This window comes from Mesorhizobium sp. B2-6-4 (assembly GCF_006441495.1).
Taxonomy (GTDB): Bacteria; Pseudomonadota; Alphaproteobacteria; order Rhizobiales; family Rhizobiaceae; genus Mesorhizobium.
Genome location: NZ_VFUE01000032.1, coordinates 1 through 20,642 on the forward strand (window position 1 = coordinate 1; position 20,642 = coordinate 20,642).

General features: G+C 63.1%; 28 protein-coding genes. 19 read left to right on the forward strand and 9 right to left on the reverse strand.

Annotated elements, in window-relative coordinates; all coding sequences use genetic code 11:
• The 7 genes from FJ426_RS29440 to FJ426_RS29465 form a co-directional block, all read right to left on the reverse strand.
• The coding region (locus tag FJ426_RS29440) for an inositol monophosphatase family protein (RefSeq protein ID WP_140825679.1) at positions 1-757 on the reverse strand (757 nt) is incomplete at its 3' end.
• An 87-nt stretch (positions 758-844) separates the two neighbouring features.
• The gene (gene efp / locus FJ426_RS29445) at positions 845-1,411 is read right to left on the reverse strand and encodes an elongation factor P (RefSeq protein ID WP_140493174.1); all 567 of its coding nucleotides are present in this window, start codon (positions 1,409-1,411) and stop codon (positions 845-847) included.
• Positions 1,412-1,523: 112 nt separating this feature from the next.
• Complete coding sequence (locus FJ426_RS29450; protein WP_140560789.1) at positions 1,524-1,841, reverse strand: UBP-type zinc finger domain-containing protein; 318 nt, start codon at positions 1,839-1,841, stop codon at positions 1,524-1,526.
• A gap of 1 nt (position 1,842) precedes the next feature.
• Positions 1,843-2,016, reverse strand: coding sequence for a hypothetical protein (locus FJ426_RS31565; protein ID WP_181171627.1), 174 nt, complete (start codon positions 2,014-2,016; stop codon positions 1,843-1,845).
• Positions 2,017-2,052: 36 nt separating this feature from the next.
• The gene (locus FJ426_RS29455; protein ID WP_140517548.1) at positions 2,053-3,093 is read right to left on the reverse strand and encodes a tetratricopeptide repeat protein; all 1,041 of its coding nucleotides are present in this window, start codon (positions 3,091-3,093) and stop codon (positions 2,053-2,055) included.
• Between the two features lies 1 nt (position 3,094).
• Positions 3,095-3,742 (reverse strand): thiamine phosphate synthase, encoded by a 648-nt coding sequence (locus FJ426_RS29460; RefSeq protein ID WP_140560790.1) that lies wholly within the window; start codon positions 3,740-3,742, stop codon positions 3,095-3,097.
• 131 nt (positions 3,743-3,873) lie between these two features.
• Positions 3,874-4,779, reverse strand: a complete 906-nt coding sequence (locus FJ426_RS29465; RefSeq protein ID WP_140560791.1) for a DMT family transporter — start codon at positions 4,777-4,779, stop codon at positions 3,874-3,876.
• A gap of 130 nt (positions 4,780-4,909) precedes the next feature.
• On the opposite strand from FJ426_RS29465, the gene FJ426_RS29470 reads away from it, so the two are divergent.
• The 3 genes from FJ426_RS29470 to FJ426_RS29480 all read left to right on the forward strand — a co-directional run bounded on the left by FJ426_RS29470 (position 4,910) and on the right by FJ426_RS29480 (position 7,053).
• A complete protein-coding gene (locus tag FJ426_RS29470) occupies positions 4,910-5,350 on the forward strand; it encodes an Lrp/AsnC family transcriptional regulator (protein WP_140517551.1) in 441 nt (146 codons plus the stop codon).
• Between the two features lie 87 nt (positions 5,351-5,437).
• Entirely contained in the window at positions 5,438-6,166 is a 729-nt protein-coding gene (locus FJ426_RS29475) for a class I SAM-dependent methyltransferase (RefSeq protein WP_140517552.1), read from the forward strand.
• A gap of 116 nt (positions 6,167-6,282) precedes the next feature.
• Complete coding sequence (locus tag FJ426_RS29480) at positions 6,283-7,053, forward strand: sulfite exporter TauE/SafE family protein (protein WP_140493196.1); 771 nt, start codon at positions 6,283-6,285, stop codon at positions 7,051-7,053.
• A 21-nt stretch (positions 7,054-7,074) separates the two neighbouring features.
• On the opposite strand, the gene FJ426_RS29485 is transcribed toward FJ426_RS29480, so the two are convergent.
• Positions 7,075-7,626, reverse strand: coding sequence for a DUF2269 family protein (locus FJ426_RS29485; protein ID WP_140517553.1), 552 nt, complete (start codon positions 7,624-7,626; stop codon positions 7,075-7,077).
• 321 nt (positions 7,627-7,947) lie between these two features.
• On the opposite strand from FJ426_RS29485, the gene FJ426_RS29490 reads away from it, so the two are divergent.
• From FJ426_RS29490 to ruvB, 7 genes are all read left to right on the forward strand, one after another.
• Positions 7,948-8,328, forward strand: coding sequence for a cbb3-type cytochrome c oxidase subunit I (locus FJ426_RS29490; protein ID WP_140493202.1), 381 nt, complete (start codon positions 7,948-7,950; stop codon positions 8,326-8,328).
• A gap of 383 nt (positions 8,329-8,711) precedes the next feature.
• Positions 8,712-9,245 (forward strand): DUF1465 family protein, encoded by a 534-nt coding sequence (locus FJ426_RS29495; RefSeq protein ID WP_140560792.1) that lies wholly within the window; start codon positions 8,712-8,714, stop codon positions 9,243-9,245.
• Positions 9,246-9,337: 92 nt separating this feature from the next.
• Entirely contained in the window at positions 9,338-9,847 is a 510-nt protein-coding gene (ruvC, locus tag FJ426_RS29500) for a crossover junction endodeoxyribonuclease RuvC (RefSeq protein WP_140560793.1), read from the forward strand.
• A gap of 55 nt (positions 9,848-9,902) precedes the next feature.
• Entirely contained in the window at positions 9,903-10,172 is a 270-nt protein-coding gene (locus FJ426_RS29505; RefSeq protein WP_140493211.1) for an AbrB/MazE/SpoVT family DNA-binding domain-containing protein, read from the forward strand.
• Positions 10,150-10,569: a type II toxin-antitoxin system VapC family toxin gene (locus FJ426_RS29510; protein WP_140493214.1), complete on the forward strand. Its 420-nt coding sequence runs from the start codon at positions 10,150-10,152 to the stop codon at positions 10,567-10,569. The genes FJ426_RS29505 and FJ426_RS29510 overlap by 23 nt, the downstream gene beginning before the upstream one ends.
• Positions 10,570-10,596: 27 nt before the next feature.
• On the forward strand, positions 10,597-11,217 hold the full coding sequence (gene ruvA, locus FJ426_RS29515; protein WP_140525049.1) for a Holliday junction branch migration protein RuvA: 621 nt from the start codon (positions 10,597-10,599) through the stop codon (positions 11,215-11,217).
• A gap of 43 nt (positions 11,218-11,260) precedes the next feature.
• Positions 11,261-12,298 (forward strand): Holliday junction branch migration DNA helicase RuvB, encoded by a 1,038-nt coding sequence (ruvB, locus tag FJ426_RS29520; protein WP_140554916.1) that lies wholly within the window; start codon positions 11,261-11,263, stop codon positions 12,296-12,298.
• Positions 12,299-12,405: 107 nt separating this feature from the next.
• Here the strand turns inward: ruvB and FJ426_RS29525 are convergent, their stop codons facing one another.
• The gene (locus FJ426_RS29525; protein WP_140560794.1) at positions 12,406-13,674 is read right to left on the reverse strand and encodes a cellulase family glycosylhydrolase; all 1,269 of its coding nucleotides are present in this window, start codon (positions 13,672-13,674) and stop codon (positions 12,406-12,408) included.
• 57 nt (positions 13,675-13,731) lie between these two features.
• On the opposite strand from FJ426_RS29525, the gene ybgC reads away from it, so the two are divergent.
• The 9 genes from ybgC (at position 13,732) to ybgF (ending at position 20,630) form a co-directional block, all read left to right on the forward strand.
• A complete protein-coding gene (gene ybgC / locus FJ426_RS29530; RefSeq protein WP_140554918.1) occupies positions 13,732-14,202 on the forward strand; it encodes a tol-pal system-associated acyl-CoA thioesterase in 471 nt (156 codons plus the stop codon).
• 267 nt (positions 14,203-14,469) lie between these two features.
• A complete protein-coding gene (gene tolQ / locus FJ426_RS29535) occupies positions 14,470-15,180 on the forward strand; it encodes a protein TolQ (RefSeq protein WP_140493236.1) in 711 nt (236 codons plus the stop codon).
• Between the two features lie 11 nt (positions 15,181-15,191).
• On the forward strand, positions 15,192-15,644 hold the full coding sequence (gene tolR, locus FJ426_RS29540) for a protein TolR (RefSeq protein WP_140493239.1): 453 nt from the start codon (positions 15,192-15,194) through the stop codon (positions 15,642-15,644).
• 7 nt (positions 15,645-15,651) lie between these two features.
• Complete coding sequence (locus FJ426_RS29545; RefSeq protein ID WP_140493242.1) at positions 15,652-16,806, forward strand: energy transducer TonB; 1,155 nt, start codon at positions 15,652-15,654, stop codon at positions 16,804-16,806.
• 41 nt (positions 16,807-16,847) lie between these two features.
• Positions 16,848-18,158, forward strand: a complete 1,311-nt coding sequence (gene tolB, locus FJ426_RS29550; protein ID WP_140493245.1) for a Tol-Pal system beta propeller repeat protein TolB — start codon at positions 16,848-16,850, stop codon at positions 18,156-18,158.
• A 168-nt stretch (positions 18,159-18,326) separates the two neighbouring features.
• Positions 18,327-18,446, forward strand: coding sequence for a hypothetical protein (locus tag FJ426_RS32115; protein WP_246672549.1), 120 nt, complete (start codon positions 18,327-18,329; stop codon positions 18,444-18,446).
• The gene (locus FJ426_RS32120; RefSeq protein WP_246675013.1) at positions 18,425-18,568 is read left to right on the forward strand and encodes a four helix bundle protein; all 144 of its coding nucleotides are present in this window, start codon (positions 18,425-18,427) and stop codon (positions 18,566-18,568) included. Before FJ426_RS32115 ends, FJ426_RS32120 begins: the two co-directional genes overlap by 22 nt.
• Before the next feature lie 221 nt (positions 18,569-18,789).
• Entirely contained in the window at positions 18,790-19,296 is a 507-nt protein-coding gene (gene pal / locus FJ426_RS29560; RefSeq protein WP_140493251.1) for a peptidoglycan-associated lipoprotein Pal, read from the forward strand.
• Positions 19,297-19,508: 212 nt separating this feature from the next.
• Positions 19,509-20,630 (forward strand): tol-pal system protein YbgF, encoded by a 1,122-nt coding sequence (gene ybgF, locus FJ426_RS29565; protein WP_140525051.1) that lies wholly within the window; start codon positions 19,509-19,511, stop codon positions 20,628-20,630.
• The last annotated feature ends 12 nt before the right edge of the window (positions 20,631-20,642 follow it).

The following is a 20,642-nucleotide window of genomic DNA, read 5'->3' on the forward strand; positions in this document are numbered from 1 at the left end:
GCTGGATGATCTCGTTGCCGGCGACCACCGAACCGTTGTCGAGCATGTCCTGACCGCCGTCCATGTCGGAGGCGAACCCTCCTGCTTCACGGATCAGCAACAGGCCGGCTGCGATGTCCCAGGGCGACAGGCCGACTTCCCAGAATCCGTCCATGCGGCCGGCGGCGACGTAAGCGAGATCGAGCGAGGCCGAACCCAGGCGCCGGACGCCGGAAACCTCGGCCATGACATTGCGTAACTCGATCAGGAAATTGCCATGCTGGCCACGCCCCAGATGCGGCACCCCGCAGCCGATCACGGTGTCGATGAGCTTGGTGCGGCCGGCGACACGCAGGCGGCGGTCGTTCATGAAGGCGCCGCCGCCGCGCTCGGTCGTATAGAGCTCGTCCATGGCCGGATTGTAGATCACGCCGGCCACGATCTGGCCCTGGCGCTCGAGCGCGATCGAGACAGCGAAAAGCGGAATGCCGTGCAGGAAATTGGTGGTGCCGTCGAGCGGATCGACGATCCAGCGGTGCTGGCTGTCATCGCCGGCGATCGTGCCGCGCTCTTCCATCAGGAAGCCGTAACCGGGCCGCGCCTTCGACAGTTCGGCAAAGACAATATCCTCAGCCTTGCGGTCGGCCTGGCTGACATAGTCGCCCGGTCCCTTCATCGAGACCTGCAGGTTCTGGACCTCGCCGAAATCGCGCGACAGCGAGCGGCCGGCCTTCATTGCGGCCTGGACCATGACGTTGAGAAGGGCTGAGCGTGCCATCGTAACTCTTCCTGCTGCCCGCGCTTTAACCTTTGTCCTGATGCATGTCGGTGACCCGAAACCTGGGCCACCTTTGGGCGACATGCATCAGTCGGCGCGGCGCATATAAGTGATTTCATTGGTGTCGACGACGATGCGTTCCCCCGCGCCGATGAAGGGCGGCACCAGCACGCGAATGCCGTTTTCCAGCACCGCCGGCTTGTAGGAAGAGGCCGCCGTCTGGCCCCTTACCACCGGGTCCGCTTCGGTGATGGTCAGCGTTACCTGGTCGGGAAGCGAAATGCCGATAGGCCTTTCCTCGTAGAGCTGGACCGTCACCATCATGCCGTCCTGCAGGAAAGCGGCGCGGTCTCCGACGAAGTCCTTCGCCAGCTCGAGCTGCTCGTAGCTCTCGGTGTCCATGAACACCAGGGCGTCGCCCTGCTCGTAGAGGAAGGAAAAATCCTTGAGATCGAGCCGGATCTGCTCGACCGTCTCTGCCGAACGGAAGCGCTCGTTCAGCTTTGTGCCGTTGATGAGGTTCTTCAATTCGACCTGGTTATAGGCGCCGCCCTTGCCCGGCTTGACCGTGTTGGTCTTGACGGCCACCCACAGGCCGCCATCGTGCTCGATGACGTAGCCGGGACGGATTTCGTTGCCGTTGATCTTGGCCATGATGATGTGATCCGGGAATGAGATGTTCGCAAGACAGCGATTTCGGGCCTCCAAGACCACAAATCGCCCGAAGAGGCAAGCTGGCGCTGATCGGGTGTCCCGTGGCGGCGGCTCAATCGAAGCGCACGATGGTGCCGCGTTGCGGCGTCTTGTCCTGCGAGAAATCGAGCATGACCTCGTCGACATAGCACCAGCCCCACGTCTCGGGCGGGTCGTAGGCCTCGATGACCGGATGGCCGGTCGCCCGGTAGTGGCCGGTGGCGTGACGGTTCGGAGAACTGTCGCAGCAGCCGACATGGCCGCAGGTGCGGCACAGCCGCAGATGCACCCACCAGGAACCCGTCTTCAGGCACTCCTCGCAACCTTCGGCGCTTGGCGCTACCTCGAGGATGAAGCTGCCATGCGTGCATCGTTTGTCGGGCGAAGCCATTTCATTGCCTCCTTGGAGAAGCGATGCCGCGATATAAACCCTCAACCGCTCTCATCGAAACCGCGGCGACCGCTTCGGTAGTGATATCGAAGACTTTTGCCAGCCGACGGATCTGCGACGACCGCATGATAGCCATCTGCATGGAAAGATCGAGGTCACTTGCCTCGACGAGCATCGCGCGATGACTTCCGCTGGATTTCCGCTGATCGCGTCAGGGCAGGCGGTTTGCCTTCTGCAGTGCCTGCTTGGTCTGGTCGTCGCTCAATCCTTGCAGGAAATCGTCCATCTCGGGGTCGATGAGGCCGGCGCGGCGGGCGACGATGTACCAGGCGCCGGCAAGCACGAGGTCCGGCTCGGTGCCGATGCCTTGCATATAGAGTTTCGCCAGGCGGTTCTGGGCGGCGACATTGCCGCCTTCGGCGGCCTGCTTCATCCAGCCGAAGGCGGATTTCAAATCACGCCCGCCGCCGCGGCCCTCGATCATCCAGGTGGCGAGGTCGAGTTGCGCGGTGTCATAGTTTTGCCGCGCGGCCTGAGCCAGCAGGCGCCGGGCCTGGGCGTCGTCGCGCGATTTGCCGCCGACGCCGTTGGCATAGATCTGCGACATCGCATACTGGGCGTCGGCGAGGCCGGTCGCCGCGGCGCGCTCGTAATAGGTCACGGCCTTGGCGATGCCGGCGTCGCCGGGGTCCTGCTGGACCAGCATCTGCGCGAAATTGAATTGTGCCAGCCGGTTGCCCGCTTCGGCGGCGGCCTGCATCAGCGCATAAGCTTCCTTTTCGTCCTTTTTGACGTAGCGGCCGTCGAGCAGCATCAGCGCATATTGGAACTGCGATTCCGGCACCCCTTGCTCGGCGGCGGCTGCGTACCATTTCGCCGCTTCGGCCGCATTAAGGGGCACGCCCAGTCCGCGCGACAGGATCTCGGCCACCAGCGTCTGCGCCGCCGGGTCGCCGTTTTGCGCCCGCACCAGCGCGAGGTTGTAGGCGGTCTTGTAGAGTCCGCGCTGGAAAGCCCCGTAGGCCGCATCCGCCGGCTTGGCGCCGAAGCGGTCGGGATTGATCGCGTCGGCCGAAGGCAATGGCGCTGGCTCGGCGGTGGTGGCGGGCTGCGGCAACTGCTTTTCGATCGGCTTGTCGGTATGCACGCCGGCATCCGGCTTAGGGTGCGGCGAAGGAATCGTTTCGGCGGCAGCGGCCTGGATCATGACCGCAGCAAGCAGGGCCTGAAGGGGAAGCCTTGCCGAAGACACGTCAGTCCTCGAAACGCGGTGCGGTTTCGTCGAGCAGCGCATTGGCCCGCGCGATCGCCGCCTTGGGATCGTCGCCGTCGGCGAACACCGCACTCGACAGGGCGACGAACTCGGCGCCCGTATCTGCGACGGTTTCGATCGAAGCGAGCTCCGATCCGGCCATGACAATGCAGGGGATCTGAATCATCTGCGCCCACCATTGTCCCAGCGCCAGGTTGCGCGGATGCGGATCGGGCTTGTTGTCGTAGCCGAAGCGGCCGAAGAAAATATAGTCGGGCCTGACTTCGCCGAGTTCGAGCGCGTCATCACGTGTCTTGGCGCCGCCGGCGCCGACCATCATTTTTGCCTGGAAATGCTCGACCGTCTCGGCGAGCTCGGCCTTGGAGACCTCGACATGAATGCCGTCGGCCTGGACACGCCCGGCGATGCGCGTATCGCCGGCAATGACGACCGCGATGCCAGCCGCCTGTGCCGCCGGTACGATTTCGGCGGCGAAGGCCTGGAAGGAAGCTTCGTCCATGTCGTTCTGCGGCAGGATGAGCGAGGCGACGTCGCCGCCCTCGAAGGCCGAGACGATACGGGCGGCCGGCACGCCAGATGGCGCGATCAGCACGATGCGGCAGCGATTGGGGGGCGTTGCGTCGTTCATGGTCTTCGATCCCGGGTTTCGCCTATGCCGGGCGAAGATGGTTGGATTGCGGCATAGAGCAAAGTGCCCGCTTTGAACAGGCGGGCAGGCGGGATCGCTATTTTTGACCGCCGAAGCGCCGGCGATTGGCGTTACTCGATCGGTTGCGCACCTGCCGCGGCAGGCCTTGGCTTCCACAATTTCCAGCCGAGATTCATGCCGGCGGCCGCGATCAGGATGGCGGCGGCGCCGACGAGTTGGCTGAGATGCAGGCGATGGCCGAATGCCGTGACGTCGACCAGGATCGCAACGATCGGGTAGATGAAGGACAGCGACCCCTGCAGGTGCGTCGGCAGCTTCTGGATGGCGCCGTACATCAGGATGTACATCAGACCGGTGTGGACGATGCCGAGCGTCGCCAGCATGGCCCAGCTCCTTGCGTCGGTCGGAAGATGCGAGAGATTGGCGAAGGGCGCCAGCATCAACACGCCGACGCAGACCTGGACGAGCGCGATGAGATGCGGCGGCGTGCCCTTGAGCTTCTTGGTGACGATGGAGGCGACGGCCCAGAAGAAGGCAGCGGCCAGCGCCATGACGATGCCGGCGAAATAGTTGGTGCCGATATCGCCGGCGTCAGGGGCGGCCTCGACGATCAGCACCATGCCGGCGAAGGCGATTGCCAGCCAAGTCAATTTCGTCAGGGTCAGCCGCTCGCCGAAGAAGAGCGCGCCGAAGCCGACCAGCATGAAAGGCTGGGTATTGTAGACAGCGGTGGCGATCGAGATCGACGCGCGCGAGAATGCACTAAACAGCAGCAGCCAGTTGACGACGATAGCGGCGCCACCGAGGGCCGCGATGGCGAAAACGCGAAGCGACAGCCTGTTGCGCAACAGGCCGAGGCCGACGCAGATGAAGAGCAGCGTCACCGCGCCGAAAGCGCAGCGCCAGAACACCACATCCATGATAGGCTGGCCGGACAGGACGACGAACCATCCGATCGTTCCCAGGATCGCCATTGCGGTGGACATTTCGATCGTCCCACGTGCTGTATCGCTCACGGCAAATCTCCAGATCATTGAGCGTGCATAATCTCATGCTGATCCTGGGCTTTCCATCCAGCGAGAAAGGTGACATGCTGGTTTTGCCTATTAAAAATAGGTAAATACCCGGAAATCCTGAGAATGTGAAATGCTTGACGATCTCGACCGACGTCTCCTCGAAATCCTGGTGAAGGATGCGCGGACTTCACTGAAGGAGCTGGCCGGCCAGGTCGGGCTGTCATCGCCGAGCGTTTCGGAGCGGCTGCGGCGGCTCGAGGAGCGCGGCGTGATCAGGGCTTTCACCGTCGAGATAGACCCGCTGGCGCTCGGCTATACATTGCAGGCGATCGTGCGCATCAAGCCGCTGCCGGGCAAGCTGCACATCGTCCAGAAGCTGATCGAGGAGATCGCCGAATTCGGCGAATGCGACAAGGTGACGGGGGACGACTGCTTCGTCGCCAGGCTGTTCGTGCGTTCGATCGGCGACCTCGACGGCATCCTCGATCGGATCGCCGACAAGGCCGAGACCAGCACCGCCATCATCAAGGCGCAGCCGATCCGGCGGCGGCCGCCACCGCTCGGCGCATGACCGGTCCGCGTTTCTTGACTCTGCTTGGCGGTGGTGGAAATGCGTGGCGGCTCCGCCAGTCAGGCATATGAACAACGAGGAAAGAACATGGCGCAGAATGTCTATGATCAGCCGGACTTCTTCGCAGGCTACAGCCAACTTGGCCGGTCCGTCGAAGGGCTGGAGGGCGCCGCCGAATGGCCGGCGTTGCGCGCGATGCTTCCCGACGTCAGCGGCTTGCGAATCGTCGATCTCGGTTGCGGCTTCGGCTGGTTCTGCCGCTGGGCTCTTGAACACGGGGCCAAGGAGGTTCTGGGTCTCGACCTGTCGGAAAAGATGCTCGCCCGGGCGCGTGCCGCCGGCCCGGACGCCGGCATCGTCTACGAACGCGCCGATCTCGATGAACTCAGCCTGCCGCCGACGGCTTTCGATCTCGCCTACAGCTCGCTTGCCCTGCACTATGTCAGCGATGCCGCGCGGCTGTTCCAGACCGTGCACCGGTGCCTGGTCCCCGGCGGGCATTTCGTCTTTTCGACGGAGCATCCGATCTATATGGCTCCGACGCATCCCGGCTGGTCTGTCGATGCCGAAGGCCGCAAGACATGGCCCGTCGACCGGTATCTGGTGGAGGGACCGCGCAAGACGGACTGGCTGGCCAAGGGAGTTGTGAAACATCACCGCACCATCGGCACCACGCTCAACACGCTGATCCGGTGCGGCTTCACCATCGAGCATGTCGAGGAATTCCGTCCGACCGACGCGCAGATCGCGGCCAAGCCCGAACTGGCGGAAGAGCTCGAGCGGCCGATGTTCCTGCTGGTCTCGGCCCGGCGATAGGCAGAGCAGAATGGGCCGGCCTTGCTGTGGCGACGCCCACATTTGCTGTCGCTCCGCTCGGGAATCTGGGCTATTCAGGCGTTGACTCGCTTTCCCTCCAGACCAGTCCCTCCTCCATGTCAGGCCTGCTTTCCGATCCGTGGTTCTATGCGGCCGCCGTCCCGGCGGTCATTCTGGTCGGCCTGTCCAAGGGCGGATTTGGCGGCGCGGTCGGTTTCGTCGGCGTGCCGCTGATGGCGCTGACCATGCCGCCGGTGCAAGCGGCGGCCATCCTGCTGCCCATCCTATGCCTGATGGACATCGTTTCGGTATGGACATGGTGGGGCGTCTATAACAGGAAGATGCTGGTCGACATGATGCCCGGCGCGGTGATCGGTATCGGTCTCGGTTGGCTGACGGCCGCACTGGTCACCGAGGAGGCCGTGCGGCTGATCGTCGGCGCCGTCGCCATCATTTTCGTGCTGCGCTGGCTCTATCTGAAGTACCGCCACGGCGCCGACCATGCGGCGCAGCCCAACCGCGTCGCCGCGGCCCTCTGGGGCACGGTCGCCGGCTTCACCAGCTTCGTCGCCCATGTCGGCGGCCCGCCCTTTCAGGTCTACGCGCTGCCGATCCGGCTCGACCCGAAGGTGTTGTCCGGCACGGCGGCGATCTTCTTTGCCGCCACCAACGCGCTGAAGCTCGTTCCCTATTTCGCGCTCGGCCAGTTCGACAGCACCAATCTGACCGCGTCGGCGGTGCTGATGCCGCTGGCGCCGCTATCCACCATCGCCGGCGCCTGGCTGGTGCGCCGCATGCGTCCGGAGATCTTTTATCCCTTCACCTATGCGACGGTGGCCGTCGTCGCGGTGAAGCTTCTGTGGGACGGGATCGCCGGCCTGATGTAGCCGGGACCGTTTTCGCCTGCCTCAGGCGACGCTCGGCACCATGCGCCTTGGTCCGCCGAGCGCCAGGGTGGCGCCAGCCGCCAACACAAGCCCCATGGCGGCAAGGACCGTGAAGTCGTCGATGGTCGGCTTCAGCACCATGTCGGCGATGATGATCAGCATTACCGCATAGTCGAAGCGCGCCGCCCGCAAGATGCGCTGGCCAGAGGCAAGGGCGGCCGGCGTCACGCCATCCCTGGCGATCATCGCGCCCATGTGGTCGGCGCTCGGCTTGAAGACGAACATGCCGATTGAAAAGGTGGTGGCGTAGCCGGCAAGGCCGATCAGGATCCACAGTTGCGAGAAGCCGACCCAGAACCAGCACATGATTAGCCCGAAGGCCAATGTCAGCATCGACATCGGCGCGAAGAAGCGGTTTCCCAATTCGCCCGTGGCCCGCATTGCCTGCAGCGTTCCCTGGATGTTTCCCGACCGATCGGCGAGCGTCGCCAGCACCATCAGCGCGAAACCGCCGCCGACCCATAGGGTCGCCGAAAGAATGTGCAGCAATTTAACGATCGAATACCAGTCCATGCTTCTCCCCGGCGCCTGATGTAGCGGAAGGAGCGAATCCTCGCCTGCCGCTTCGATGGCCAAGCGTTTATCGCCGCGCCTGTTTCGGAACGATGTCGTGAAAAAACCAGTTCTGTTTCAAGTGCCGGCTAACGTAAGGAGCCACTGATATTGCGAGCGCGCCATTCGGTTTTCTGCTATTATGAGGGGCGTCCGGGGGCGCGACATCGTCCAGAAACAGTGCCGATGCTAGTGCGCCCGCGCCGGGAGCCCGGTGGCGAGAGCAATCGCCTGACGATCAACCCTTTCCCGAACACGGGAAAGGCAACTTGGGGGAAAGATATGCAAGGGGTAGCACGGAATTTCTTCACGCTGGCCGTTATCTATGCGCTGTGCGGCATGGCGCTCGGCCTGTACATGGCGATCAGCCAGGACCATGGCCAGATGCCGACCCACGCCCATACGATGGTCGCTGGCTGGCTGATGTCGGCGGTCTTCGCCTTCTTCTATCACCTGTTTCCGGCGGTCGGACAGAAGACGGTTGCCGTCGTTCACTTCTGGCTGACCGCAATCAGCGGCATCGGCCTTTTGATCGGGCTCTACTTCCTGCTTGGCGGCGATGCCGCGATCGAACCGCTGGTGGCGGCGTCTTCGATGGGTTTCTACGCGGCCTTGCTGCTGTTTGCCTTCATTGCCTTGCCGGCGGTTTGGAAAACGGCCTGAGCCGAGGCTCGGCACATCCTTCAGGAACTGTACTGTTACGGCACAGTGGCGCGGGGTTCGCTCAAAAAACATCGGCGCCGTTAAGGGTTCATTAAGCTTTACAGGCGTTTACTATGCGCATCCAGTGATCTGGATTCTTACCGAGTGGTTGGAGCCACTTTGTTTGACGCCTCCCTGTTAAACTCCTGAGAGCCGCCTTATCCGCGGCTCTTTTTTTGTCCGCTTTCCAGCGACACGGTCCGCACCGGATCACGTTAACCTTCTGTTAAACATGTGCTTGCCTTCACCCCGGACGAGGCGCATTTTCAAGCTTCAGTTATGTAGGGTTCCGGGTGTATCGGCAGTAAGCCGAATCGGCCGGTTGCAAGTGCAGGGGCGTATCGATGAACGAGCCTTCGAAGGGCAGCGCGAAAACCGTCAAGCTGGCGGAACGTCGGGTCTTTTCGCACTCCTTCAAACCGCTCTACCAGGAAGGCATGGGGCTAGTCGAACAGGCGGCGGAGTATCTCGACGGCAAGGGCCGGGCCGAGGCCAAGAAGCTGTCGCGGCTGGCGGCCACGCTCTATGCGGCCGAATCGATGCGGCTGACCACCAGGCTGATGCAGGTCGCCTCGTGGCTGCTTCTGCAGCGCGCCGCGAATTCCGGCGAGATGACCCGCGACCAGGTCGCATCGGAAAAGTCCAAGGTGCGCCTCGACACCGCCTCCGCCCATGACGAGGCGGCCGGCTGGGCCGAACTGCCCAAGGATTTCCTCGACCTCGTCAACCGGTCGCTGCGCCTGCAGGCACTGGTGCGCCGCATGGACGAGGAGATCTACGGCGCCGGCGCGGTGGTCGACATGCAGCCCGTGAGCCGCCGGCCCAATCCGGTCTCGGACCAGATCAGCCTGCTCAACACGGCTTTCGCCCGAAACTGAACTATTCTGGAACGTTCCCGGTCAGCGCGTTACTGTTTCCGGTTTGTTCACATTTCGCTGGCATCGCTGTCTCCGGGAGATAGAGTAACCGGATGAGGGACGCGATTCGCATCATCGGTATCGATCCGGGGCTCAGGCGCACCGGCTGGGGTATTGTCGAAAGCCTCGGCAATTCGCTGCGCTTCGTCGCGTCCGGCACGGTGCGTTCCGAAGACAAGGCGGCGCTGGCGACGCGGCTGTGCCAGCTGCATGACGGGTTGGCTGAAATCCTGCATACGGCCATGCCGCATGAGGCGGCCGTCGAACAGACCTTCGTCAACAAGGATGCGGTGGCGACGCTGAAGCTTGGCCAGGCGCGCGGCATCGCCATGCTGGTGCCGGCACGCGCCGGCCTGGTCGTTGCCGAATATGCACCCAATGCCGTCAAGAAGGCGGTGATCGGCGTCGGCCATGGCGACAAGAAGCAGATCCACATGATGGTGAAGGTGCTGCTGCCGAAAGCGACCTTCGACACCGAACATGCCGCCGACGCGCTCGCCATAGCCATTTGCCACGCGCATCACCGGCAAAGCGTCGCCTATCGGATGGCACTTGCCGGTTGACGATGTTCTTGACTTGTTCCCTTGTCTGTCGTAGGTAATACTTTGAGGTATTACCATGCGCGTCACCACCAAAGGCCAAGTCACGATCCCCAAACAGATAAGGGATCACCTGGGTATCCGCCCGGGCTCCGAGGTGGAATTCGTGGCCACCGATGAGGGTGCTCGGCTTGTGGCCGTCAACGAGAATCTCCCCGAGGAGGAGAAATTGCGCAGGTTCAGTAATGTCCTTGACCGGATGGAGGGGACGTTGGATCTGGGTGGCATGACGACCGACGAGTATATGGAGTGGCTGAGGGGGCCGCGTGAAGATCTCGACGTTGATTGACACAAATGTCCTGATCGACGTTTGGGGGCCGGCCGGACCGCTGACAAAATGGTCGGCGTCTGCAATCGCCTCATGCCGCCGCGACGGCGACTTGGTGGTCAATACGATCATCTGGTCTGAACTGGCGCCGCTGATCGCCTCGGAGGCAGCGCTTCGAAAAGCGGTCGACATGCTCGAGATCGATCGCGAGTTTCTGCCCTGGGATGCGGCCTTCCTTGCAGGTGTGACGCATTCCCGTTATCGCCGTGCTGGTGGAATCCGCGAACGAACCTTGCCGGACTTCTTTATTGGCGCTCATGCGACCGTTGCCGGACATCGTCTTTTGACGCGCGACGCCGCGCGTTATCGCAGTTATTTCCCGGACCTTGACATCATTTCTCCTGAAACGCACCCATGAGGGCCTATCTTCCATGAAAGATTTGGCATGATAGGCAAGCTCAAGGGTATGCTCGACGAGATCGAGGAGGACCACTGCCTCGTCGACGTGCATGGCGTCGGCTATGTCGCCTACTGCTCGGCGCGGACGCTTGCCGCGCTGCCTTCGCCCGGCGAAGCGGTGGTGCTGTTCGTCGAGACCTATGTGCGCGAGGATATGATCCGGCTCTACGGCTTCCAGTCGGTGCTGGAGCGTGAATGGTTCCGGCTGTTGATGAGCAATGTGCAGGGCGTCGGCGCCAAGGTGGCGCTGGCAATCCTGTCGACGCTGGCGCCGGCCGACCTTGCCAACGCGATCGCGCTGCGCGACATCGCTATGGTCTCCCGCGCGCCCGGCGTCGGCAAGAAAGTGGCCGAGCGCATCGTTACCGAATTGAAGAACAAGGCGCCGGCCTATGCGGGTTCAGCGGCGGGCACGATCGGTCTCAAGCAGGAGCTCGGCGAAGGCGTCGCAGCCGCGCCGATCACAGACGCGGTCTCGGCCCTAGTCAATCTCGGTTATTCCCGCGACACCGCCGCCAATGCAGTGGCGGCGGCACTGAAGACGGCTGGCGAGGAGGCGGACGCGTCGAAGCTGATTCGCTTCGGGCTCAAGGAACTGGCGCGGTGAGCGCACGCTTGTCCGGTTCCCGGCCATATGCAAGGAAGGCGGCATGAGCCTTTCCCCCCGTCTGATCGCTCCGGAAAAACGCGGCGAGGATGCCGATCAGAGTTTGCGGCCGCAGACGCTCGACGATTTCGTCGGCCAGGCGGCGGTGCGGGCCAACCTCAAAGTGTTCATCGAGGCCGCCAAGGGGCGCAAGGAAGCGCTCGATCATGTGCTGTTCGTCGGGCCGCCAGGTCTAGGCAAGACGACGCTGGCGCAAATCATGGCGCGCGAGCTCGGCGTCAACTTCCGCTCAACCTCCGGACCGGTCATCGCAAAGGCCGGCGATCTCGCTGCACTCTTGACCAATCTCGAAGAAGGCGACGTCCTGTTCATCGACGAGATCCACAGGCTGAATCCTGCGGTGGAAGAGATCCTCTATCCGGCGATGGAGGATTTCCAGCTCGACCTGATCATCGGCGAGGGGCCGGCGGCGCGCTCGGTCAAGATCGACCTTGCCCGTTTCACCCTGGTCGCCGCCACCACGCGGCTCGGCCTGCTCACCAATCCGCTGCGCGACCGCTTCGGCATCCCGGTGCGGCTCAACTTCTACACGGTCGAGGAACTGGAGCAGATCGTGCGGCGCGGCGCACGCATCCTGCAAATGCCGCTCGGCGATGACGGCGCGCTGGAGATCGCGCGGCGCGCGCGAGGCACGCCGCGCATCGCCGGCCGGCTGTTGCGGCGCGTGCGCGATTTCGCTTCGGTCGCCGGCGATGGTCATGTGAACCGCTTGATCGCCGACGAGGCCTTGACCCGGCTGGAGGTCGACGCGCTCGGCCTCGATGCGCTCGACCGCCGGTATCTTTCGATGATCGCGCGCAATTTCGGCGGCGGGCCGGTCGGCATCGAGACGATCGCCGCCGGCCTGTCCGAGCCGCGCGATGCCATCGAGGACATCATCGAGCCCTATCTCATCCAGCAGGGTTTCATCCAGCGCACGCCGCGCGGCCGTGTGCTGACGGCCAATGCCTGGCGCCATCTCGGCCTCGACGCGCCGAAGGACCCGGCGCAACAGCAGATCAATTTGTTCCAGGAAGAATAGCGGCCCCCGGCGGCGGCGTTCGGGCCGGCGATCAAGCGTCGCAACCGCTTTGCGGCGTGCGACCGGAGATCTTGCTGATCGATCCCGGCGGTGTGGAGCAACGGCGCTCAGTGAAGCGACCGGATCACGTCCAGCACATCGTGCTCGGCCTTTTCGCCGTTGAAAGCATCGACGATGCCGAAAGCGCCGCCGTAACTCCAGACCGACCAGGAGAAGCCATGCGCCTCGGCGCGCGCGATCATGTCCCGGACATAGGCGGCACGATGGCCGGCCGGCATCACATAGGGATTGCCGTATTCCTGGCGGATCATGCCGAACTCGCCCAGCGTGACGTTTTCCGGCCTGATGCGGTTGGCCTTCGCCCAGGCATCGACGGCCTTGAATGGGGCGTCCATGAGACCAAGCAGCTTGGCGTCGGTGTCCATGCTGGCTACCTGCTCGTCGAGATAGGCAAGCAGCCCGTCCTGCCGCGCCCAAGGCGCCTCGGCCTTGATCCTGGCGCGGATGGTGTCGAGCGTGACGTCGAGCTCAGCCCGCGGCACCGCGGTCGGCGGGTAGGGCAGGCCGGTCACATAGGGAATGAAATCGCCGGCCCAGGTCGCGCCCTGATGGGTAAGCAGGAACGGATCGTAGGAATGGAAGGTCCAGATGACGTTGTCGTCCGGGATCGCCATCGGATCGATCTTTTCCAGCGACGACGCCGCGGAATAGCAGGCCCCGGTCAGCACAAGCGTCAATCTCGTCGCCGAAGAACGCGCCGCGGCGAACAACCTCTGCTGGCGTTGCGGCCACAGGCTGGTGCCGTCGGCGTCGCAGTCGACGATCGGTTCGTTCATCGGCTCGAAGGCCACTTGCCCCGGGTCTTCCCCGGCGAGCGTGTGCGCCATCTTGCGCACCATCTCGACATAGGCATCGAATGTCACCGGGTTGTTCATCACCTCGGCCATGCCGATCTTGCGCCCGCCGCCGGCTGGGATCAGATGCATGTCGACGACAACCTTCAGGCCGGCGCGGTTGATCATGCGGACAGAGTCCAGCACGCTGGCATAGAGATCCTCGCGCAAGGCCATCGTATTTTCGGAAAGGAAAGGCGAAGGATCGACCGGCATGCGCAGGAAATCGAAGCCTGCATGCTTCAAAGCCTCGAGATCGTCGTCCTTGAGAAATTTGCGCCATTCCGGGTAGGGCAGGATGGCCTTGGCGTTGCCCCATTGGTCTTCGCCCGGCCAGGTCACCCACTGGTCGAGATTGAGCCCGCGCTTCGTGGAGAAGGTCGCGGCCTGGCCCGGCCCGGCCAGAGCCATCACGACGAACAGAGCCATCACCACGAACAGCGCCGCCACCAAGGTCTTGATCATCGCCGTCAACAGTGCCATCCGATGCCATGTCACGCGCGGCACAGGTGCCTTGCCGCGACTGAAAAAGGAAGCGCAATGGACGATCATGGTGAATCCGCGACCTTGCTGGCGGGGATTTCCGGTGCGCTGACGGCGTTCGGCCATCGGCTGATGGCGCGGGTCTATTATGCCGACACCGATTTCTCCGGCGTCGTCTACCACGCCCGCTATCTCGAATTCCTCGAGCGCGGCCGCTCCGACTATCTGAGGCTGAGCGGCGTCCACCACACCGAACTTGCCGATGGCAAGCATGGCGAAAGAATAGTCTGGGTGGTGCGTCGCATGGAGATCAACTTCCGCATGCCGGCCCGCATGGACGACATCCTGACGATCGACACCCGGACCGAGGAAATCTCCGGCGCGCGCATCTTCATGGCCCAGCAGCTCAAGCGCGGCGACGAGGTGCTGGTCGAGGCCAGGGTGGAGGCGGCGATCATCGGCGAGAATGGCCGGCCACGCCGCTTCCCCAGGGAGTGGATAGCAGCGTTCATACCCAAGGCAGGCTAAAAGGTCGGCCTCGTAGGTATCGCCGGTGCCGGCTTGAAGCGCGGCAATGCGCCGCGCCTGATCGACTAACCCATCCTTAACCATAACGGTTCATGAAGAGATTGGTGAAGATTGGCGCTATCCAGCGCCTTCCTTTCACCAACATTTGCCCCGAAAAGGCCGCGAAAGGCACGTTTTGGGGTTGTTCCGGTAGCTTCGCGCGAACCGACCACAAGGGATGCCAGGGGCCAGCCGCCAGCTTCGCCCGGAAATCTTAAGGACGTTACGATGGAAAATATCGCACTCGCCGAACCGGGCGCGCAATTGTCGATTTGGGCGCTGTTCATGCAGGCCAGCTGGGTGGTCAAGCTGGTCATGATCGGGCTGCTCTGCGCCTCGGTCTGGACCTGGGCGATTATCGTCGACAAGCTCGTATCCTATGCCCGCATGCGGCTGGCGCTGAACCGGTTCGAGCAGGTGTTCTGGTCGGGGCAGTCGCTGGAGGAGCTTTACCGCACGTTGGCCGACCGCAAGACATCGGGCATGGGCGCCATCTTCGTTGCTGCCATGCGCGAGTGGAAGAAGAGTTTCGAAAAAGGCGCCAAGACGCCGCTCGGCTTGCAAACCCGCATCGATAAGGCGATGGACCTGGCGCTGACCCGCGAGATGGAGAAGCTCGAAGGCCGCCTCGGCTTCCTCGCAACCACGGGCTCGGCGGCCCCGTTCATCGGCCTGTTCGGCACCGTCATTGGCATCATGACGTCGTTCCAGGCGATCGCCGGCTCCAAGAACACCAGCCTGTCGGTGGTCGCGCCCGGCATCGCCGAGGCGCTGCTGGCGACCGCCATCGGCCTGCTCGCCGCCATTCCGGCCGTCATCGCCTACAACAAGCTGTCATCGGATGCGAGCAAGATCGCGGTGCGCATGGAAGGGTTCTCCGACGAGTTCTCCGCCATACTCTCGCGCCAAATCGATGAAAAAGTAGCGCCGAAGGCCTGAGGAGTAAGCCGATGGGAATGTCCGTAGGCATGGCTGGACGCGGCGGACGCGGCCATAGGCGGCGCGGCCGCCATCATGGCCTCATCGCCGAAATCAACGTCACGCCGATGGTCGACGTGATGCTGGTGCTGTTGATCATCTTCATGGTCGCGGCGCCGCTTTTGACGGTCGGCGTGCCGATCGATCTGCCGGATACGCAGGCCAAGGCGATGAATGCCGACACGCAGCCGATCACCGTTTCGATCAATGCCGCCGGCCAGATCTATCTCCAGGAGACCGAAATCCCGATCGAGGAACTGGTGGCGAAGCTGCAGGCGATCTCGAAGACCGGCTATGACGAGCGCATCTTCATCCGCGGCGACAAGTCCACCGACTATGGCACGGCGATGAAGGTGATGGCCCGCATTTCGGCCGCCGGCTACAAGAATATCGGCCTGGTTTCACTGCAGGAACAGGATCAATAGACCCACTATGAGGACCGGCCTCACCACATCGGTGATCATGCATGCGGCGCTGATTGGCTTCGGCCTGTTCACGCTGTCGGCACCGGCCGCGCTTCCGTCGGCCGACGTCGAGTCGGTCGCTGTCGACATCGTGCCGATCGAAGCCACTGCCCAGGTGCTGCAGGGCGACAAGAAATCGGTGGTGCATGAAAAGCCGGCGCCCTTGCCCACGCAGCGTCCCGATGTGGTGCCGGACGCGCAGAAGGTCGGCGAGAACAGCGTCGATACCGACAAGCCGATAACGCCCGAGGCCAAGCCGAAGCCGGTCGACATGACGTCGGCTCCGCCGCCGGCGCCAACGCCGATCGAAAAGCCGAAGACCGAGGACGTGCCGAAGCCGCAGGAAAAGCCCAAGCCGACGCCGGCCACGGAAGTGGCTCCCGCGCCGCAGCCCAAGGAAGAGGTCAAGCCCGAGCCGGTCAAGCAGACCGAGCCGAAGCCGGCGCCGGCCAAGGAGCCGACGCCCGCACCGCCACAGGACAAGACCGCGGCCATCGAGCCGACGCCCGAGGTGAAGCCGGACGCGGTCGCCCAGGCGATCGCCAAGGACCAGCCTGACGATGCCCAACTGCCGGACTCCGCGCCCGCGCCTCAGGCGCGGCCGAAGCCGCAGCCGGCACAGGCCGAAAGCGCCAAGGCGCCGGAGCGCAAGGACGCCGACAAACCGGTCAAGGAGGCTTCATCCAAGCCGAAATCGGAGGACAAGCAGTTCAATTCCGACGAGATCTCGGCCCTGCTGGACAAGCAGAAGCCCTCCGGCGGCGGCGCCAAGCGTTCGACACAGCAGGCTTCGCTCGGCGGCGAGAAGGACCAGGGCCAGAAGCTGTCGAGATCAGAACTGGGCGCCCTGTCGGATCAGCTTGGCGGTTGCTGGACATTGCCGGCGGGGCTGGAGGGCTCGGAGAATTTCGTCGCCGTGGTCATGTTCAACCTCGACCCCTCGGGCAAGCTGGATGGCCGGCCCACCGTCGAGAAATCGAGCGGGAATCGCCAATTCGATGAAAGCGCCGTGCGTGCGGTTCAGAAATGCAACATGGCCGGCCTTCAGGTTCCGGCGGGCAAACAGGACATCTGGGCCCAGGTCCGTGTCACTTTCGATCCGAGGGAAATGCTTGGCCTTTGAGGCCTGCCCTCCGCAGAATCAGTGAAGAGAAGCGAGAAGACATGAAATTCATCCTCAAGCCGCTCCTGATGGTCGCGACAATGGCGCTGGGCTCGATGGCCGGCGCCGTCATGCCTGCGTGGGCGCTCGTCGAGATCAACGTCAACAAGGGCAATGTCGAGCCGCTGCCGATCGCTATCACCGATTTCCAGTCGGGCGATGGGCTTGGCGCGCAGATTTCCGGCATCGTCACCGCCGACCTGAAGCGCTCGGGCCTGTTCGCACCGATCGACAAAAGCGCCTTCATTGAGAAGATCGCCAATCCTGACGCAGCGCCTCGCTTCGACGACTGGAAGGTGATCAATGCCCAGGCTCTGGTCACCGGCAGCGTCAGCAAGGAGGCCGACGGGCGCATCCGCGCGCAGTATCGGCTGTGGGACACGTTCGCGGGACAGCAGATGTCGGGCGAACAATTCTTCGCCAACGACGCCAATCAGCGACGCGTCGCTCACATCATCGCCGACGCCATCTACGAGCGGCTGACCGGCGAGAAGGGCTATTTCGACACGCGCGTCGTTTTCATCGACGAGTCCGGCGCCAAGAATGCGCGCAAGAAGCGCCTCGCCATCATGGACCAGGACGGCGCCAATGTGCGCTATCTCTCGGACGGCAGGGCGATCGTCTTGACGCCGCGCTTCTCGCCGAACCGGCAGGAAATCACCTACATGTCCTATGAGAGCGGCCAGCCGCGGGTGTATCTCCTGCAGATCGAGACCGGCCAGCGCGAACTGGTCGGCAATTTTCCGGGCATGACGTTTGCGCCGCGCTTTTCGCCGGATGGCCAGAAGGTGATCATGAGCCTGCTGCGCGACGACGGCAATTCCAACATCTTCGCCATGGACCTCAGGAGCCGCTCGACGACCCGGCTCACCAACTCGACCGCCATCGACACTTCGCCTTCCTATTCGCCCGACGGCAGCAAGGTGGTGTTCACCTCCGACCGCGGCGGACGCGCGCAGATCTATGTGATGGGCGCCGACGGTTCGGGCCAGACCCGCATCTCCTTCGGCGACGGGGTCTATTCGACGCCGGTGTGGTCGCCGCGCGGCGATCTCATCGCCTTCACCAAGCAGACCGGCGGCGAATTCCAGATCGGCGTTATGAAGACCGACGGTTCGGGCGAGCGCATCCTGTCATCCGGCTTCCAGCAGGAAGGACCGACCTGGGCGCCGAACGGCCGCGTGCTGATGTTCTTCCGCGATTCCGCCGGCGGCCCGAAACTGGTTTCTGTCGATCTCACCGGCCGCAACGAGCAGTCGATCCCGACCGCGAACTTTGCCTCCGATCCGGCCTGGTCGCCGCTGCTGGAGTGAGAGGAATTGGAGAAATGAAGAAATGAAGAATTGAGGGATGGAGAGAGAAGCGGGCTACATCAAGCGCGCGAAGGATTTGGATGTCTATAGGCACGCTTATGGGGTTTCCCTCGACGTCCACAAGGCCACGCTTGTTTTTCCGAAAAACAATACGCGTTGGCTGACCAAATGCGGCGATCCAGCAAGGCGATCTGTGCCAATCTGGCTGAAGGATTTGCCAAACAGACCCATTCCAGGCCCGATTTGCGCGTTTCATTTCGATGGCCATGGGATCATGCAGCGAAGTAGAGACGTGGATTTCGTATGCGTTCGACCTTGGCTACATCACCCACGCGCAGCGCGATGAATGGCTGCAATCCTATGTCCATATCTATGGAATGCTGGTGAATCTCAAGAAGAAGTTGAAATGACCCTTTTCCTCATTTCTTCAATTCCTCAATTCTCCATTTCCACCTCTTTGTCGCGTTTTGGCCGCATTTCCGCCTAGGGTCCGCGCCAACTGTGGCCCGGATCAAAGGGCTGCGGACGGGCGGCCTAAACCAAATTTTAACCGTGTTTCTTGAATGCCGGTTAACCCAAACGTGGTTACTGGGTGATCAACGAAATCACTCGAATGCGAAGGAGAGGCGGCATGAGCCGTATCGCAGCACTTACCAGAAATCCCGTCATGATCGCGCTGGTGGCGATGCTCGCCATTGCCGGTTGCGCTTCGAAGAAGACGCCCAACAGCGCCGCCGATCTCGGCCTCAACGGCGCCGGTGCCGCAACGCCCGGATCGGCGCAGGACTTCACCGTCAATATCGGCGACCGCATCTTCTTCGACACGGACTCCTCCTCGATCCGCGCCGACGCCCAGACGACGCTGTCGCGCCAGGCGCAGTGGCTGAACCAGTACAAGCAGTATGCGATCGTCGTTGAAGGCCATGCCGACGAACGCGGCACGCGCGAATACAATTTGGCGCTCGGTGCCCGCCGCGCCGCCGCCACGCGCGACTTCCTGGTCTCCAAGGGCGTCTCCGCCAACCGCCTGAAGACCATTTCCTACGGCAAGGAACGGCCGGTCGCGGTTTGCGACGACATCTCCTGCTGGTCGCAGAACCGCCGCGCGGTCACCACGCTCAGCGGCGCCGGCTCCTGACATTTTTCGCGCGTCGAGCGACGCGCGAAAAACACGACGGCAAAAATGCAACACAGGTTTGCGAAAGGCGGCTGAAAGGCCGCCTTTTTCATGTTTGGTCCCTTCAAACAAAATTTGGCCGAAGTCTCGCGTCCTGCTATGAGCCGAGGGCGCTTGGCTGGTCCCATACCGATTGGAAGGCGCGAACAAGCTAACGACACGGCGAGAGGCATATGCATTTGAGATCAGTTCTGAGCGGCACGCTTGCGCTGCTGCTCCTTTCAGGCGTCACCGCGATGGCGGGTGGCTTAGGGACTGATGGCACGGGACAGCCAGCCGACAGCGGCTTCTCGTTCCATCTGCCCAGCATCGAGTTGCCTGGCGTTTTCGGCGAAAAGAAGAAGTCGGACCAGGTTCAGTTCGCGCAGCAGTCGACTGGCACAGGCGCCACCGGGCTCGAGGACCAACTGCGCCAGATGAACGGCAAGATCGAGGAACTGAACTTCCAGATCCTGCAAATGCAGGAGCAGATTCGCAAACAGCAGGAAGACAACGAGTTCCGCTTCCAGCAGCTCGAAGGCGGTACGCAGGGTGCGCAGCAGCCGGCCGGGCAGAAGAAGTCACAGGCCGCGCCCGCCGACAGCGATGACAGCGTGGCCGAGGCGCCGGCCACGCAACCGCCCGCGGAGGCCGACAATCGGGCAGCGGCCGGCCAGTCGGCTGGCGGCGGCCAGAGCGTCGAGGACGTCATCGTCGAATCCTCTGACGGTGATCCGGGCAAGGTGATCCCCGGAAGGGGAGCGCCCGAAAAGACCTTCGGCAGCATCACCGTCGACAAGAACGGCAATGTGGTCGATGCCGGCGGCAGCACGCAGGCGACCGCACCGGCGCAGGATGTCGCTCCAGCCACCGGCGCTCCGGCCAAGAGCGGCAAGTCCGACGGCACGGTGGTTGCGGCGCTGCCTTCCACGAACGATCCCGAGGAGCTCTACCGCAACTCCTACCAGTTCATCCTTTCGGGCGACTACGGCACCGCCGAACAGGGTTTTCGTGACCACATCGCGCGTTTTCCCCGTGACGCGAAAACGGCGGATGCGCACTATTGGCTGGGCGAATCGCTGCTTGGCCAGCAGAAATACCGCGATGCCGCGGAGGTCTTCCTCGCCGCCAGCAAGGACTATCCCAAGGCCAAGAAGGCCCCCGACATGCTGCTGAAGCTCGGCGTGTCGCTGGTCGGCCTGAAGCAGCACGACGTGGCCTGCGCCACCTTCAGCGAGGTCGGCAAGCGCTACCCCGACATTTCCAACACGCTCAAGGAGCGCGTGAAGCAGGAAAAGGCCCTGGCGGCGTGCTAGCCCTTCTCCTGC

What these genes read in the sequence shown, in the direction of transcription:
- efp (WP_140493174.1), bottom strand. Translation starts at nt 1,411, where the DNA reads ATGGCCAAGATCAACGGCAACGAAATCCGTCCCGGCTACGTCATCGAG.
- FJ426_RS29450 (WP_140560789.1), bottom strand. Translation starts at nt 1,841, where the DNA reads ATGGCTTCGCCCGACAAACGATGCACGCATGGCAGCTTCATCCTCGAG.
- FJ426_RS31565 (WP_181171627.1), bottom strand. Translation starts at nt 2,016, where the DNA reads ATGCTCGTCGAGGCAAGTGACCTCGATCTTTCCATGCAGATGGCTATC.
- FJ426_RS29460 (WP_140560790.1), bottom strand. Translation starts at nt 3,742, where the DNA reads ATGAACGACGCAACGCCCCCCAATCGCTGCCGCATCGTGCTGATCGCG.
- FJ426_RS29470 (WP_140517551.1), top strand. Translation starts at nt 4,910, where the DNA reads ATGCTTGACGATCTCGACCGACGTCTCCTCGAAATCCTGGTGAAGGAT.
- FJ426_RS29475 (WP_140517552.1), top strand. Translation starts at nt 5,438, where the DNA reads ATGGCGCAGAATGTCTATGATCAGCCGGACTTCTTCGCAGGCTACAGC.
- FJ426_RS29480 (WP_140493196.1), top strand. Translation starts at nt 6,283, where the DNA reads ATGTCAGGCCTGCTTTCCGATCCGTGGTTCTATGCGGCCGCCGTCCCG.
- FJ426_RS29485 (WP_140517553.1), bottom strand. Translation starts at nt 7,626, where the DNA reads ATGGACTGGTATTCGATCGTTAAATTGCTGCACATTCTTTCGGCGACC.
- FJ426_RS29490 (WP_140493202.1), top strand. Translation starts at nt 7,948, where the DNA reads ATGCAAGGGGTAGCACGGAATTTCTTCACGCTGGCCGTTATCTATGCG.
- FJ426_RS29495 (WP_140560792.1), top strand. Translation starts at nt 8,712, where the DNA reads ATGAACGAGCCTTCGAAGGGCAGCGCGAAAACCGTCAAGCTGGCGGAA.
- ruvC (WP_140560793.1), top strand. Translation starts at nt 9,338, where the DNA reads ATGAGGGACGCGATTCGCATCATCGGTATCGATCCGGGGCTCAGGCGC.
- FJ426_RS29505 (WP_140493211.1), top strand. Translation starts at nt 9,903, where the DNA reads ATGCGCGTCACCACCAAAGGCCAAGTCACGATCCCCAAACAGATAAGG.
- ruvA (WP_140525049.1), top strand. Translation starts at nt 10,597, where the DNA reads ATGATAGGCAAGCTCAAGGGTATGCTCGACGAGATCGAGGAGGACCAC.
- ruvB (WP_140554916.1), top strand. Translation starts at nt 11,261, where the DNA reads ATGAGCCTTTCCCCCCGTCTGATCGCTCCGGAAAAACGCGGCGAGGAT.
- FJ426_RS29525 (WP_140560794.1), bottom strand. Translation starts at nt 13,674, where the DNA reads ATGGCACTGTTGACGGCGATGATCAAGACCTTGGTGGCGGCGCTGTTC.
- ybgC (WP_140554918.1), top strand. Translation starts at nt 13,732, where the DNA reads ATGGACGATCATGGTGAATCCGCGACCTTGCTGGCGGGGATTTCCGGT.
- tolQ (WP_140493236.1), top strand. Translation starts at nt 14,470, where the DNA reads ATGGAAAATATCGCACTCGCCGAACCGGGCGCGCAATTGTCGATTTGG.
- tolR (WP_140493239.1), top strand. Translation starts at nt 15,192, where the DNA reads ATGGGAATGTCCGTAGGCATGGCTGGACGCGGCGGACGCGGCCATAGG.
- FJ426_RS29545 (WP_140493242.1), top strand. Translation starts at nt 15,652, where the DNA reads ATGAGGACCGGCCTCACCACATCGGTGATCATGCATGCGGCGCTGATT.
- tolB (WP_140493245.1), top strand. Translation starts at nt 16,848, where the DNA reads ATGAAATTCATCCTCAAGCCGCTCCTGATGGTCGCGACAATGGCGCTG.
- FJ426_RS32115 (WP_246672549.1), top strand. Translation starts at nt 18,327, where the DNA reads ATGCGGCGATCCAGCAAGGCGATCTGTGCCAATCTGGCTGAAGGATTT.
- FJ426_RS32120 (WP_246675013.1), top strand. Translation starts at nt 18,425, where the DNA reads ATGGGATCATGCAGCGAAGTAGAGACGTGGATTTCGTATGCGTTCGAC.
- pal (WP_140493251.1), top strand. Translation starts at nt 18,790, where the DNA reads ATGAGCCGTATCGCAGCACTTACCAGAAATCCCGTCATGATCGCGCTG.
- ybgF (WP_140525051.1), top strand. Translation starts at nt 19,509, where the DNA reads ATGCATTTGAGATCAGTTCTGAGCGGCACGCTTGCGCTGCTGCTCCTT.